Consider the following 12,048-nt stretch of genomic DNA (forward strand, 5'->3'; position numbering starts at 1 on the left):
TGATCCTATCTGGAACTGATGCGACGACTGTTTTCATACGTCAGAAAATAATACATATTTTTCTGACGCCCAAGCGGCCCAACGCAGGTTCAATTCAGCGTTCCGTTCTTCGCGGGAGACTGGCCGCCTATTCCTGGCTGTGGCAAGGATGACGTGTGACAAAACCTCTGATAAGATCGCGTTTGATTAGAGGATTTGTAACATGCCCTCGGCGCAAGATTCGCAAAAGGCGAAGCTCAGAAGCCTGCTCGAAGCGCGCAGCATGATGCACGCGCATGAACTGCGTGAGGCCGGCATCAGCGCGCAAACGATCGCGCGCGCTGTCGAGAGCGGTGAAGTCGCGCGTATCTCGCGCGGGGTTTATCAGAAGCGTGGCGCGGAAGTCGACGAGAACCAGATCCTCGCCGAAGCTGCCATGCGCGTCCCCAAAGGCGTGGTCGCTCTGGTATCGGCTCTCGCCTTCCATGGACTGACCGACCAGATGCCACGGCGCGTTTGGATGGCAATAGGGACGAGCGATTGGGCGCCCGTCCAATCCTATCCGCCGCTGCGCATGGTCCGTTTCACCGAGTCCTATCTGCGCCAGGGCATCGAGCATCATGCGATCGCTGGCATCGACGTCCCGGTCTATTCAATTCCGAAGACCCTTGCCGATCTATTCCGAAACCCCAAACTGGTCGACCGATCGGTCGCTGTAGAAGGTCTGCGCGCCGCCCTCCAGCAACGCAAGGTAACTCCGAGCGCAATCGCCCAGGCCGCGAAGTCCGGCGGCGCCTGGAAGGTGATGCAACCCTATCTAGAGGCGCTCACCTCTAATGGCTAAAGCACCAACGAACATGGCAAAGTCGGTCAAGGACCGGCTGCTCAATATCGCCCGCAAGGAAGGTCGCGTATTCGATATCCTGCTGGTGCGGTTCGCGCTCGAACGGCTGCTCTACCGCCTGTCGATCTCAGCGCATCGGGACCGCTTCGTCTTGAAGGGCGGTATGCTGGTCACGGTCTGGGTGGCCGACGACAATCGGGTGACGCGGGATGCGGACTTTCTCGGACATGGGGACGCCGATCCTGACCGTCTGATCGCCGACTTCGGGGAGATCATGGCGATCGAGAGCGACGATGATGGCCTCGCCTTCGATATCGACGCGCTCGCTGCGACGGTTATTCGAGAAGAGATGGAATACGGCGGCGTTCGCCTCAAGACCGCAGCCTACCTCGAAAGAACGCGCATCCCCGTCACAATCGACATTGGCTTCGGAGACGCCATGACCGATGCGACACGGCGGCTCGACTATCCGGCCCTGCTGGATTTTCCTGCCCCGCAGGTTCGTTCCTATCCGCCCGCCACGGTGATCGCCGAGAAATTCCAGGCGATGGTGGCGCTTGGCGTCCTCAACGGACGCATGAAGGACTATTACGACCTGTGGGCGATCCCGCGCGCGATCGACATTTCCACTGACGATCTGGATGCGGCCATCAGCACGACGTTCGAGCGCCGGCGGACGCCGATCCCGAAAGAACGCCCACCAAGTCTCTCGGTCGAGATGTATGGCGACGAAGGGAAACAACGGCAATGGCGTGCTTACGCCGCGTCGCTCGAACTCGACGCTGTTTCGCTGGAATCGATCATCGAAGGGGTTTGGGAGTTGGTCGGCCCGTCATGCGCGCGGATCGTAGCAAGAAATGAGAATGAGGCATGACCGAGGGCGTCGCCATCATTGACGTCTGGGACGTCGAAACCTTCGACAGCGAGTTGCGCGGCGACCTCGACGCCCACACCGATGTCATCCGCGCTTATATGCTCACCTTGCGCCGCCAATGGCTGGAGCGTGAGGCCTCCGATCGCACCATGCCCTATCCCGAGAATCCTTATGCGGGCGAGTTCATGCGGGTGCGGCCAGCATCGCGGCCAAAGGCATCCTGCAAAACCTCGTGGTGGAGCCGGAGCGTGACGAGGGCGGCCAGCTGACCGGCTGCTATTTCGTCACCATCGGGGAAGGCCGCAGGTTGGCGCAGTTGCTGCGCGCGAAGCGCAAGGAGATCAAGAAGACGGAAGCCATTCGCTGCGTCATCGACACGGCGAACGACCCGTTTGAGATCAGCCTTGACGAGAACGTCACGCGCACGGCCATGCACCCCGCCGACCAGTTCGAGGCGTTCCGCGAGCTTGCGGAAACGCGCGGATGGGGAGCGGAAGAAATCGCGGCGCGCTTCGGTGTCACCGCGCATGTGGTGAAGCAGCGGCTTCGGCTTGGCGCGGTCAGCCCCAAGCTGATGCAGGTCTATCGTGACGGCGGGTTGACGCTCGACCAGTTGATGGCCTTCGCCATCACCGAGGACCATGTGCGGCAGGAACAGGTTTACGACAACCTGTCCTATAATCGCGATCCGTCCTTCATTCGTCGCGACCTCATGCGAACGCATATTCCGGCAACGGATCGCCGCGCGATCTTCATCGGCGCGGAGGATTATGTTGAGAACGGCGGCACGATCATCCGTGACCTGTTCATGGAGGATCGTGGTGGCTTCTACGAGAACGCCGCATTGCTGGACCGGCTTGTCATCGGCAAGCTGGAATGGATCGCCGCGAACATTCAGGAGGCGGAAGGCTGGAAGTGGGTTTCGGTTCATATCGATTGTCCCCACGCGCATGGCCTGCGCCGCACTATCCGCGTCCGGTGGAGCTTTCGGAAGAAGACGGAAACGCCTGCGCCGCCGCGCAGGAGGAATATGATCGCTTGTCATCGGAGTATGAGGATGCTGAGGAACTTCCCGACGATGTGGACCAGCATTTCGGGGAGCTTGAATCCGAGATCGAGCGCATCGACGCCTTGCGCCACGCTTACGATCCCGACGACATCGCGCGCAGTGGCGTGTTTATCGTTCTGTCCCCGGACGGAGAAGCCCGCATCGAGCGCGGTTTCATTCGGCCCGAGGACGAGAAGTCCGAAGCAGAGGAGGCCAGCGATGGCGAAACCGTCATCGACGGCGTGTGCGTCAACGGTGATGGCGAGATCATCGAGGATGGCGAAGGCGGGGATGGTGCATCCGCGCCCGGCAGCGAGGACGAGGATACGGAGGAAGACGGCACGCCGCTGTGGGATCTTCTCGTCCGCGACCTGACCGCGCAGCGCACCCTTGGCCTGCGCCTTGCGCTTGGCGAGCAGCCGGACATGGCGTTGATCGCCGTCACCCATGCGCTTGCCGCGCAGACCTTACTATCGCGGCGTTGATGCCCATTGCCTCGACATCCGCCCCATCGGTTCGCCCCTTGGCGGACATGCGGACGGCATCAAGGATACGGCGGCGGCAAAGGCGCTGGCGGATCGTCATGCCGGATGGGCGGGCGACATGCCGCGCGATGTTGGCGGACCTGTGGGGCTTCATCGTCGGGCTGGATCAGGTGAGCGTCATGGCGCTGTTCGCGCATTGCGCCGGGCAGACCGTCAACGCGGTGAAGCGGCCTTGGGAGCGCAAGCCTCGCGCGCTTGAAGCGGCGGACAAGCTGTCGAGCGCGGTCGCGCTCGACATGACCGCACATTGGACGCCAAGGTGCGGACCTATCTCGGCCGCGTGACGAAGGCGCTCATCCTCGACGCCGTCCGGGAAGCCGTCAGCGACGAGGCGGCGGATCGCATCGCCAGCATGAAGAAGCAGCCGATGGCAGAAGCCGCCGAGTAGCTTCTGGCCGGAACCGGATGGCTCCCGTCGCTGATGCGCACCGCACGGCGCGCAGGGCTGGAGCGTGACGTAGGTCATCGCGAACGAAGCCTTCGCCATCTTCATCCGCGCTTGGCTGACGTCGATCGCGTCCTTGCCGGAAATGGCCCAGGCCGCTGCTCGTGCCAAAGGCGGGGAGCGATATGACAAGTTTCTCGAAGCGTTGGGCCATCGACTGGCTAAGGGACCGAAGCTGCTGCAGGATATTGGGGACGATATCGACGGATCAATGCCCGGCCCACTCGCCCGCGCGATCCGCCGGAGCAGCCAGGACACGGCGTCCGATGTCGGCCGCCAGCTCATCCGCCGCCAGCTCAACATCCAGCCGACGCTCACCATCAGGCCGGGCTTCCCCGTCCGCGTGATCGTCAATCGGGACCTGGTGATGAAACCCTATGGCGCCAAGGAATCGTCATGACCAAGCTGAGACTCTCGGCGCTCCCCGATGACAAGCCGGTCAAGATCACCGTCGAGCTGCTGGCGGCCGTCCACCGCGATCTCATGGCTTATGCCGAAATCCTGGCTCGAACCGCCGGCGAGGGCGCGTCGCCCGATCCGGTCAAGCTGGTCGCGCCCATGCTCCAGCGCTTCATGGCAGCAGATAAAGTGTTCCGGAAGGCGAAGCGCGAGATGGTCTAGCAGGTTATTGGAGACAAAGGGGCACAACTCCTTGCCTCATTGAACGATTCAAGGCTGTTGCTTAGAACCGGTCAATTGCTGGTGCTAAAGAAGGCTTGCGACATGAGAGTGTGGACCGCGAATTGACGACCTGTCAGATCATCAATGATCGCGGTACAGGCAGTGATTGTGCTGAGAAATATTGCATGAGCCATTTGCGCTCCCGTCGCAAAGATCGGGTTTACTTGGCAACGCATGATATACCCGTTCTTGGACGTGAGTGAGGTTTTTGATGACCTCTTCGCAACTCACCTTTTCAAGGTGTCCGATGTTTTCTGCGGTGACTTCAAGTGAGAGAAATATGAGTTTAGGCTGTTTGTACTCGGTAACCTCTCGACAATCCTCGATCTATTCGCGCTCGGAAAGCCATTTATCACCGGAACGCTTGGAAATACGGGCTACTTCTAATGGAAGACGGTCCCTCTCGGTTTCGGAAATGCGACCTTCTTCCAAGTGGATTGCCAGCCCTTGGTAGGAAAATATCGATAGATAACGAAGAGCTGGGCCTAGAATTTCATTGAGCTTATCGACGAGCCTCGTCAGAACCGCCAAAGTGCTACGTATGACAAATATCCTTTGGTGAAGACGCAGACCAAGATCAGCGGCGCCATCATAATGCGAAACAGATAGAAAAAGCTCCTTTGCGCCCATTCCAGCGATCATGCACTGCGTCGCAGCCAGCCAGAGAGCCATGGATTGTCTCGAGATTGGCGTATGACTGACGTTCCGACAGCCACGCTCGTATTTCTTCGTTCGACCTTTTCTTAAGCTACCGAGTTAGTTCCGTGAGCTTCAGTCTCTCCCCAGCCAACTCTTCTCTGTAAAGAGAAAAGGCCCCGTAAAAGATCGAATTCATAAGAATCTTCAAATCCGACGAGAAGCGGAGGGTCGGGATATTGTCGTTTGGTTGTAGAACGTAGCCATCTCGCGATGACCATCCGCCAATGCTTGGCTGACGAATACATCGATCTTGCGGAGAAGATCGGAGGCTGAATGCGTTCTTCTTTGGTCTGGATTGGCTCGAAGAGAGGCCCGCCGCTTATGTCGTTCACGTCGAAGCGCCACCGCTACTGTGCGATTGTGTGCCCCGCCTCTCGCGGCATTCTGCGCGCCGACCGTATGCTGCCTATCATCGGCCATCCCGAACCGATCGCGCTTGTCCTTCACGGCGGTAGCTATTCAATTACGGCAGCGCGTTTGATCTTGTTCCCTTGCGCGCGAGCTTCTCGAGCTGCTTGAAATCGCGTTTCGTGCTCGCAGAGGCCGATTGCTCGATTGACCGGTAGAGGTCGACGATCTTTGCACCATGCGCCGTGAGCTTTGCGCCGCCTCGCGCGTTGCCGCCAGCACTGGTTGCAACGGCCGGCTGGGTAAGAGCATGATTGACTTCATCGACCAGAAGCCAGGCGCGGCGATAAGACATCCCGATTTTCCGGGCGCCGGCGGATATCGATCCGGTTTCGCGGATCGCTTCAAGGAGTGCGATTTTGCCGGGGCCGATCCGCTTGCCGTTCGGAAGGTCAACTCTGATGCTGAGACTGGTTTTCGACATCGCCGGTGATTGGGAAGGAGAGTTGGCGCAACACGCCGCGAAACGCGGCTTTCGTCAAGTGATATCTCGCTTTGACGGTTGCAAATCCTTTCGTTCGCGCAGCGCGCGAAGTAGTGGCGAGGCGGTGGGCTCAGGACGCTGGTTCGAATACCGACGTCAGGGTCTCGATCTTGCGCCCGTCATGCTCGAAGACGATCCGTTTCATGGCGGTGCCGTAGAGCCTGGTGAGATTCGGCTCGGTCAGCGTCGTCTCGGCGGCCCCCATTTCGTGCTCGCTATGGCTCATCATCAGCAAGGCGTCGTCTGCGACCCAGAGCGCATGGTGGGGATGATGGGTCGTGAAAATCACGGTCAAGCCTTCTGTTTCCGCGAGCCGGCACATCCAGCGCAGGACCACGGTCTGGTTCTGAAGATCGAACGCGGAGGTGGGTTCGTCGAGGATGACAATATCGGCTTCAGCCACCAGCGCGCGAGCAAAAATGACAAGCGGGCGCTGTCCGCCGGAGAGAGAATCAAAGGGATGATTTGCCAGACTGGCGATGCCGAACCGATCCATCATGGCCAATGCGAGATCCAGATCGTTTCGCGACGGCTGGGAGAACAGGCCGAGCCGCTTGGCGCGCCCCATCATGACCATCTCGACGGCGGTGTAGTTAAAGGCCGTATCGAACATCTGGGGGACGAACGCTATTTCGCCCTGGCTGGTGATGTCTCCTTCTAACGGCTTCATGACCCCGATCAACAGCTTTAGCAACGTCGTCTTGCCTCTGCCGTTCGGGCCCAGCACGGCCGCGATCCGGCGCCTTGCGAAGGACGCGGTACAACCACGAACGATCCGTTCTCCTAGCTGATAGGCACAGCCGACGTTGTTGATGGAAATCGCGTTTCCGGTCGTTGAAGCATCAAGCATTAGGTGTGTGCCGTCGTGTCTCGAGAAACATGGATTATTCTATACAGAGGGGCGCCGAAGCGCCACCGTGCCAAAATAACCGCGAGGCATTACGACCGGTGCTGCGCAGACGTCGCTCACCAAAATCGCGCGGCACCGAAGCTCAAGGCCGCAGGACAGGTCGGCCAGAATGGATTCCGGCACGCGGGGACTGAGGCGCGCAATGCCGGTACCGATCGCCTTGGCCACCGCTTCCTTGTACGTCCACATGGTATAAAAAGCGGCGGTGCGACGGACGCTTTGCAAAGATTCAAGGACCTGCCGCTCCGCATCGTTGAAGTACATGCGCGCGATTTCGCGTTCGTCAATATTGTCGTGATGAACCTCGATATCGACGCCAACGTCTCCGACTCGCGAAAGGCCAATCATCGCAAAATCACCGGCATGTGAGACATTGAACCGAAGTTCCGTGTGGTTCGGTAAGAAGGGCTTGTGATTCTGATCATACGCAATGGCCAGACTCTCGGGAGCGTCGGGAAGTGTCTGCCCCAATTTTGTACGTAGCGTACCGCGCGTAATGACAAACCTCCGGCGATCGGCGTCTTTGTGAAACCTGACTGCCCGCTCTCGCTCCTCAAGCGAGAGAAGCGACCAGTTTGACTGGAATATTTGTTCATCGTCGGTGACCGGAATGAGCCATATGTCGATGCCTTGCACGGCGCAGGCAAGACCGCGAAGTACTTGGCACGTCGTGCTGATCAAATGCGGCGCTCCAACGAGCTCTCGCGCTCCGATAGCGGGTTTTCAAGCGTGGACTTCAGACGGCTTGTTAGCATCGTGAGAAATTCCGCTTCGTGTTCACGCAGAAAGAAGTGGCCGCCCTCGAACAGATCACACGCGGTGTCCGCTGTCGTCTCGACACGCCATGCTTCCAGGGCTTGCTCTTTGATTTCGTCGCGACGTCCACCAAAAATGAAGACCGGGATGGAAAGCGGAGCCATGGGTCTATATTGAAAGCTGGCGCAGACCGCAAAGTCGGCCGCGGTCGCGTCAAGTATCAGTCGGAGCAATTCCGGGCTTGCGTAGATCTCTTCAGGCGTTCCGCATTGCCGTCTGAGCTCGTTGATGAAGTCTTGATCTGTGGAAAGCGAGGTCAGTCGGCTGTCGTCGCGGCGTGATGGGGCCGCACTTCCGGCGACCGCTAGTGCTTTCGGCGGATGCAGTCCGCGACGGCGGATTTCCTGAGCGCAGCCGAACGCGAGAAGCGCTCCAAGGCTGTGGCCGAACAGAGCATAATTTTGCGGAAGATCGCGACTGATCTCCCGTGTGAGCAGACGGATAATCTCTTCGAAGGTTCGGACATGCGGTTCCCCTAGACGGATGCCTCGTCCGGGGCGTTCTACCGGGACGATCCGAAGCCATGGAGGAGCCTGCCGGCGCCATCGCTGGAACGGCGCCGCGCTTGCACCGGCGCAAGCGAAACAGAACAATGCCAAAGAATCTGTCATCCTTTTGACTGTTGCTCCGCGGCAGCTGCCATGCTGTCGCGCAAACTCTTCGGCCGCATGTCGGTCCAGACCTTCTCGATGTATTCGAGGCACTCCTTTTTGAAGCCGGTAAAGCCGGCTTTTCGCCATCCGAGCGGCATTTCCTTGTAGTCTGGCCAAATCGAATATTGCTCCTCGTCATTCATGACGACGTTAAAGGTAAGGTCTTCACGGTCGAACGTCATGGTCGTCTCCACTACTGGTCGATGAGCGATCGGGCATTATTGCGGAAGCGCGGTTTCATGGATTCGCAATTGCGTGAGGTTCGGATCGGAGATGACGTCGGCTTCAGCAAACGGCAGGCGGACCCAGGCTTTTTGCGAGAAGAGGCGGGTCTGGTCCGAGGCGTTGGGGGATTGTTCATTCGATGACTGGGAGAATGGAAGAATGGCGTCCGCGACAACGGCTCCATCGACCCAGGTCACAATCTGTGAATAGCTCGTTCCCTGGATGTCCGATCGCGGGTAGCCGTCCTTCGTCAGCTTCCCGAATTCCATGAGATTGAGAACGCCCGCCGACCCGTCGCCGCCGTGGAGAGAAATCGATTGATCAGCAATCCGAATCCCCTGGACTGCCGAAAGCGTCACGTCGATGGGAAAGCCATTCGCCAGCATTGTTTGTATTGCATCTCCGAGAGCGGTGAGGATAAGTCGAATAGCCGCCGGATCATGGATCGCGAGCCCGCGCGGTGTTGTGAGCGGCTCCTTGCTGTTGAAGGCTATTCGCCAAATCTTTTGGTCGCTTTGCACGCGGCGCCAGAATTCCCGGAAGAGGACTGCACCGGCGGCATCGCTGTCGTCGCATCCTGACCAGGTTTGCAGTACCGCGAAGGCGTGGGCCAGTTCGACGGCATGTCCGTCAGACAGGATTACTTCGGAGTGGTCCAGGCTTAACTTGCAAAGGTCGTCCCGGACCTGGAGCGCGGCATAGTTCCGGTTGCTAAACAGCATCTCTTTGCAGTCGCGGCTGGCGATGCGGCGACCGCCGGTGGTCAATGCGGAGAGTTCATGGTGCGCCATCCGCGTTCGAAACCCCTGAGGCGCGTGCTCAAGCCCGACAAAGCGTGGATATCGGCGAAGCCGGGCTGTCCGATGAATTAACCAATGCGAGTCATTGCAGTTCAACACGTAATCGGACCGAATCGCACGGGGCATGTTTGCCGCGGGTCGTACCCCTTGGCTGGTTTCACGAGGCGTGTGGACACGCCGCGCGCCATTCAAAATAATGACATTCTGCTGACGCGCGACACGGCGTGCAGCTCTTGAGGGCGCGCAGATGATCTGTTGCCAAGCCGAGACGTTTGGCACCGCGGTGAGATCTCCGAAATAAACGTCACCTTTCCGGTCCGCCGCGAGCGTGTTCAGCCAGAGAGCCCCGCGATGACGGGAAAGGGCTCCATCGACCTCCTTCACAGAGGACGCTTTATTCAGCGCAAGCCATTGCTCGACCATGCCGATGGACTGCGCTGAATCGCAGAACGCATAGGCGCGGCGGTCGGACCACAGGCACCCGGCTTCCGGAAGAGCAATAATCGGGCCGTGGCGCGTGCTGTAAAAAATGCGGTGCATCTCTTCGGTGCGGCCGTCCTGCGACCGGACGGGCACAGATATAGCTCGTTCGATCATTGGTTCAGTCTGCGAGCCTATCCGGTAGGTCAAGGGAGACGCTCGACCCAAGCGAAGCTCATAAATCGCGTAACGACGGCTTGGTGACACGGTATGCGTCCAGGCGATATTCCGGTTGAATCCAATATTGATGACAGGAAAGGGCGGCACGCTGGCGCCCATAACGTCGAGTTCACCCGGAATCGTCAGGTGCATTTGATAGAAACGGTGCGGCCCGAACCAGGGAAAGTGAGGATTTGCAACAAGCAGACCCGTGCCGGTTTCGGAAAGGTCTCGTCCGATGGCAAAGGCGTTGCTTCCCAGACGCTCTGTTCGCTCGGAACGCGTGTCAGGGTTGATCGTTTTGACCTCGCCTTTCGAGCTTGGAGGGCGGGCAGCCAAAATCGCGCTTGCAAAGGCGCAGCCGCTGGTTTGTGCGGCCTTTTGCGCGAGCAAAAGGTACAGGTCCTGGCGGGTTATGGGCGCATCTTTCAATGCATCAAGGCAAGGGTGGACGATACCATGGGCATGTGCCTCCGCGATCGATCGGCGAACACCGGCGGCATAGGCCTCCAGCATCGCGGCTGTGCGAGGCTGCTCACTCGTATAGGCCGCGTCAAGCTTGACCGGATCGAAGTAGATTTTGTGGAAGAAGTCGCTGTCGAGATTCGACATCGATTGATGCGAGACGAGGGTCTCAACTCCAAAACAGAGCGAGCGCACCCCGCGCACCGTCAGCACGGCGTCTGCCAACAATTCTGCGTTGTCACGGGCGTAGGCGTAGCCGACGCCAAACGCGAGAGAGTCGTAGTCTCCGGCCTTGATGTGCGGAATCCCATACGACGTCCACCGGATCGCGGCGTCATAGCTGTCCCGCCGAAAGGTGTCAGAGACTCGCGGCTTGGCATCCAGCAGAGCAGTTGAAGCGACATGCCGGTCCAGCATCGAGTTTACCTTGGGTGCCGAAGGGGGCGGGCCGTTACTTGCGGATCGCGACCGGCCTGTAAAGCGGCCAAGCAGGGCATTTGGGCCGGGCGAAAAGGAGCCATCGCGATGGACTCGGGCCGCGGCGGCCGCGATCGTCGAAACGGCCCGTCTGAACCTTCAGTAGCCAACAGCAGTCGATCGAACGCCTTCATAGATTACGGCCATGCGTTGATGCCATCGCCATCTCGTTATATCCCGGTACACAGCGCATCGGTGAGGGGGACGAGTGGAGCGGTCGCCTGACCCACGAGAAAAGCCGGTCTTGGGCGTGGTCGCGGGATCGGAACATTATTCACGGCATTATAGGTGATGATCAGCATTCGGCGAGCGGACGGTGAGATGTTCGATGGCGAGCCGTGAACGATATTACAATCGAAAAAGACAACAGCGCCCGCGGATCCTTTTGGCGCGACAAGGCCGTAGCGCTGCCCAAACGATGCGAGTTGCTCCTCCGAAATCTGGTATTTGAGATCGGCGCTTACGTCGTTCTGCCACCCGGCGTCGGGTCCAGGTGGCTTGGGGGAGGCGATACAACCTTCACGGTGTGATCCAGGCATGAAATAGAGTGGCCCATTAAACTCCGTGACATCGTCTAGGAAGACCATCGCGTTCACGGCATGCGCCGCCGGCATTCCGTCCTCATTCCGCCAAAAAATATAGTCCTGATGCCATGGCCAGACGTCACCGCGGAACGCGGCTTTCGTATTTACCTTGAATTGATACGTATAAACTTCGGATTCAAGGATCTGTCGCGCAGGCTCCAAGAATGCAGGGAGACGAACGAGCCGATCGAACAATGCGTCGTGTAGATGACATCCATGCAGGGCGCGCACGGTTCGTCCATCGCGTTCGAGTACCCGGCTTTCTGATTCAATTTTAGCAAGCTCATCGATATGTGAGCGAATAACAGCCAATTCCTGAGACGACAGCACTTCGGGGAGGAGTGCATAACCTTCTTGGCGAAATGACTTAAGGCAGTTGTCCGTCAAACGCATGGGGTTCCTCCAAGCGACCAGGCATCAACCGGCGACGACCGATTACAGCATATCCTGCGAGAAAGCCCCTTATTGCGGC

The 12,048-nt window shown here is 58.9% G+C and carries 13 protein-coding genes and 1 pseudogene; 6 read left to right on the plus strand and 8 right to left on the minus strand.

The features are described 5' to 3' along the window. The first annotated feature begins 202 nt into the window (after window positions 1-202). The 6 genes and pseudogenes from ACMDCM_RS04290 (at window position 203) to ACMDCM_RS04315 (ending at window position 4,356) form a co-directional block, all read left to right on the plus strand. Window positions 203-823: a type IV toxin-antitoxin system AbiEi family antitoxin domain-containing protein gene (locus ACMDCM_RS04290; protein ID WP_412772408.1), complete on the plus strand. Its 621-nt coding sequence runs from the start codon at window positions 203-205 to the stop codon at window positions 821-823. A gap of 13 nt (window positions 824-836) precedes the next feature. Then, window positions 837-1,697: a nucleotidyl transferase AbiEii/AbiGii toxin family protein gene (locus ACMDCM_RS04295; RefSeq protein ID WP_412772409.1), complete on the plus strand. Its 861-nt coding sequence runs from the start codon at window positions 837-839 to the stop codon at window positions 1,695-1,697. After that, entirely contained in the window at window positions 1,694-1,966 is a 273-nt protein-coding gene (locus ACMDCM_RS04300) for a hypothetical protein (RefSeq protein WP_412772410.1), read from the plus strand. The genes ACMDCM_RS04295 and ACMDCM_RS04300 overlap by 4 nt, the downstream gene beginning before the upstream one ends. Beyond that, a pseudogene (locus tag ACMDCM_RS04305) lies at window positions 1,915-3,864 on the plus strand (ParB/RepB/Spo0J family partition protein). Before ACMDCM_RS04300 ends, ACMDCM_RS04305 begins: the two are co-directional and overlap by 52 nt. Continuing rightward, window positions 3,821-4,135 carry a TrbI/VirB10 family protein gene (locus ACMDCM_RS04310; RefSeq protein WP_412772411.1) on the plus strand — a complete coding sequence of 105 codons (315 nt, stop codon included), beginning with the start codon at window positions 3,821-3,823 and terminating at the stop codon, window positions 4,133-4,135. Before ACMDCM_RS04305 ends, ACMDCM_RS04310 begins: the two are co-directional and overlap by 44 nt. Beyond that, window positions 4,132-4,356, plus strand: a complete 225-nt coding sequence (locus tag ACMDCM_RS04315; RefSeq protein ID WP_412772412.1) for a DUF2274 domain-containing protein — start codon at window positions 4,132-4,134, stop codon at window positions 4,354-4,356. Before ACMDCM_RS04310 ends, ACMDCM_RS04315 begins: the two co-directional genes overlap by 4 nt. 387 nt (window positions 4,357-4,743) lie before the next feature. Here ACMDCM_RS04315 and ACMDCM_RS04320 read toward each other — a convergent pair whose 3' ends face one another. From ACMDCM_RS04320 to ACMDCM_RS04355, 8 genes are all read right to left on the minus strand, one after another. After that, the gene (locus ACMDCM_RS04320; RefSeq protein WP_412772413.1) at window positions 4,744-5,088 is read right to left on the minus strand and encodes a hypothetical protein; all 345 of its coding nucleotides are present in this window, start codon (window positions 5,086-5,088) and stop codon (window positions 4,744-4,746) included. A 490-nt stretch (window positions 5,089-5,578) separates the two neighbouring features. Continuing rightward, entirely contained in the window at window positions 5,579-5,818 is a 240-nt protein-coding gene (locus tag ACMDCM_RS04325; RefSeq protein WP_412772414.1) for a winged helix-turn-helix domain-containing protein, read from the minus strand. Between the two features lie 259 nt (window positions 5,819-6,077). Further along, complete coding sequence (locus tag ACMDCM_RS04330) at window positions 6,078-6,857, minus strand: ABC transporter ATP-binding protein (RefSeq protein WP_412772415.1); 780 nt, start codon at window positions 6,855-6,857, stop codon at window positions 6,078-6,080. 39 nt (window positions 6,858-6,896) lie between these two features. Next, on the minus strand, window positions 6,897-7,598 hold the full coding sequence (locus ACMDCM_RS04335; RefSeq protein WP_412772416.1) for a 4'-phosphopantetheinyl transferase family protein: 702 nt from the start codon (window positions 7,596-7,598) through the stop codon (window positions 6,897-6,899). Further along, entirely contained in the window at window positions 7,595-8,344 is a 750-nt protein-coding gene (locus ACMDCM_RS04340; RefSeq protein ID WP_412772417.1) for a thioesterase II family protein, read from the minus strand. Before ACMDCM_RS04340 ends, ACMDCM_RS04335 begins: the two co-directional genes overlap by 4 nt. Next, on the minus strand, window positions 8,341-8,568 hold the full coding sequence (locus ACMDCM_RS04345) for an MbtH family protein (RefSeq protein ID WP_412772418.1): 228 nt from the start codon (window positions 8,566-8,568) through the stop codon (window positions 8,341-8,343). The genes ACMDCM_RS04340 and ACMDCM_RS04345 overlap by 4 nt, the downstream gene beginning before the upstream one ends. 36 nt (window positions 8,569-8,604) lie before the next feature. Beyond that, window positions 8,605-10,932, minus strand: coding sequence for a penicillin acylase family protein (locus tag ACMDCM_RS04350; protein WP_412772419.1), 2,328 nt, complete (start codon window positions 10,930-10,932; stop codon window positions 8,605-8,607). Between the two features lie 230 nt (window positions 10,933-11,162). After that, a complete protein-coding gene (locus ACMDCM_RS04355; protein WP_412772420.1) occupies window positions 11,163-11,969 on the minus strand; it encodes a phytanoyl-CoA dioxygenase family protein in 807 nt (268 codons plus the stop codon). Window positions 11,970-12,048 lie beyond the last annotated feature (79 nt).

Origin of the sequence: Nitrobacter sp. (assembly GCF_047149785.1) — a bacterium.
Lineage (GTDB): Bacteria > Pseudomonadota > Alphaproteobacteria > Rhizobiales > Xanthobacteraceae > Nitrobacter.

Coding starts and splice junctions, on each gene's coding strand:
- ACMDCM_RS04290 (WP_412772408.1), top strand. CDS start 203: ATGCCCTCGGCGCAAGATTCGCAAAAGGCGAAGCTCAGAAGCCTGCTC.
- ACMDCM_RS04340 (WP_412772417.1), bottom strand. CDS start 8,344: ATGACAGATTCTTTGGCATTGTTCTGTTTCGCTTGCGCCGGTGCAAGC.
- ACMDCM_RS04310 (WP_412772411.1), top strand. CDS start 3,821: ATGGCCCAGGCCGCTGCTCGTGCCAAAGGCGGGGAGCGATATGACAAG.
- ACMDCM_RS04350 (WP_412772419.1), bottom strand. CDS start 10,932: ATGCTGGACCGGCATGTCGCTTCAACTGCTCTGCTGGATGCCAAGCCG.
- ACMDCM_RS04355 (WP_412772420.1), bottom strand. CDS start 11,969: ATGCGTTTGACGGACAACTGCCTTAAGTCATTTCGCCAAGAAGGTTAT.
- ACMDCM_RS04300 (WP_412772410.1), top strand. CDS start 1,694: ATGACCGAGGGCGTCGCCATCATTGACGTCTGGGACGTCGAAACCTTC.
- ACMDCM_RS04330 (WP_412772415.1), bottom strand. CDS start 6,857: ATGCTTGATGCTTCAACGACCGGAAACGCGATTTCCATCAACAACGTC.
- ACMDCM_RS04315 (WP_412772412.1), top strand. CDS start 4,132: ATGACCAAGCTGAGACTCTCGGCGCTCCCCGATGACAAGCCGGTCAAG.
- ACMDCM_RS04345 (WP_412772418.1), bottom strand. CDS start 8,568: ATGACGTTCGACCGTGAAGACCTTACCTTTAACGTCGTCATGAATGAC.
- ACMDCM_RS04320 (WP_412772413.1), bottom strand. CDS start 5,088: ATGGCTCTCTGGCTGGCTGCGACGCAGTGCATGATCGCTGGAATGGGC.
- ACMDCM_RS04325 (WP_412772414.1), bottom strand. CDS start 5,818: ATGTCTTATCGCCGCGCCTGGCTTCTGGTCGATGAAGTCAATCATGCT.
- ACMDCM_RS04295 (WP_412772409.1), top strand. CDS start 837: ATGGCAAAGTCGGTCAAGGACCGGCTGCTCAATATCGCCCGCAAGGAA.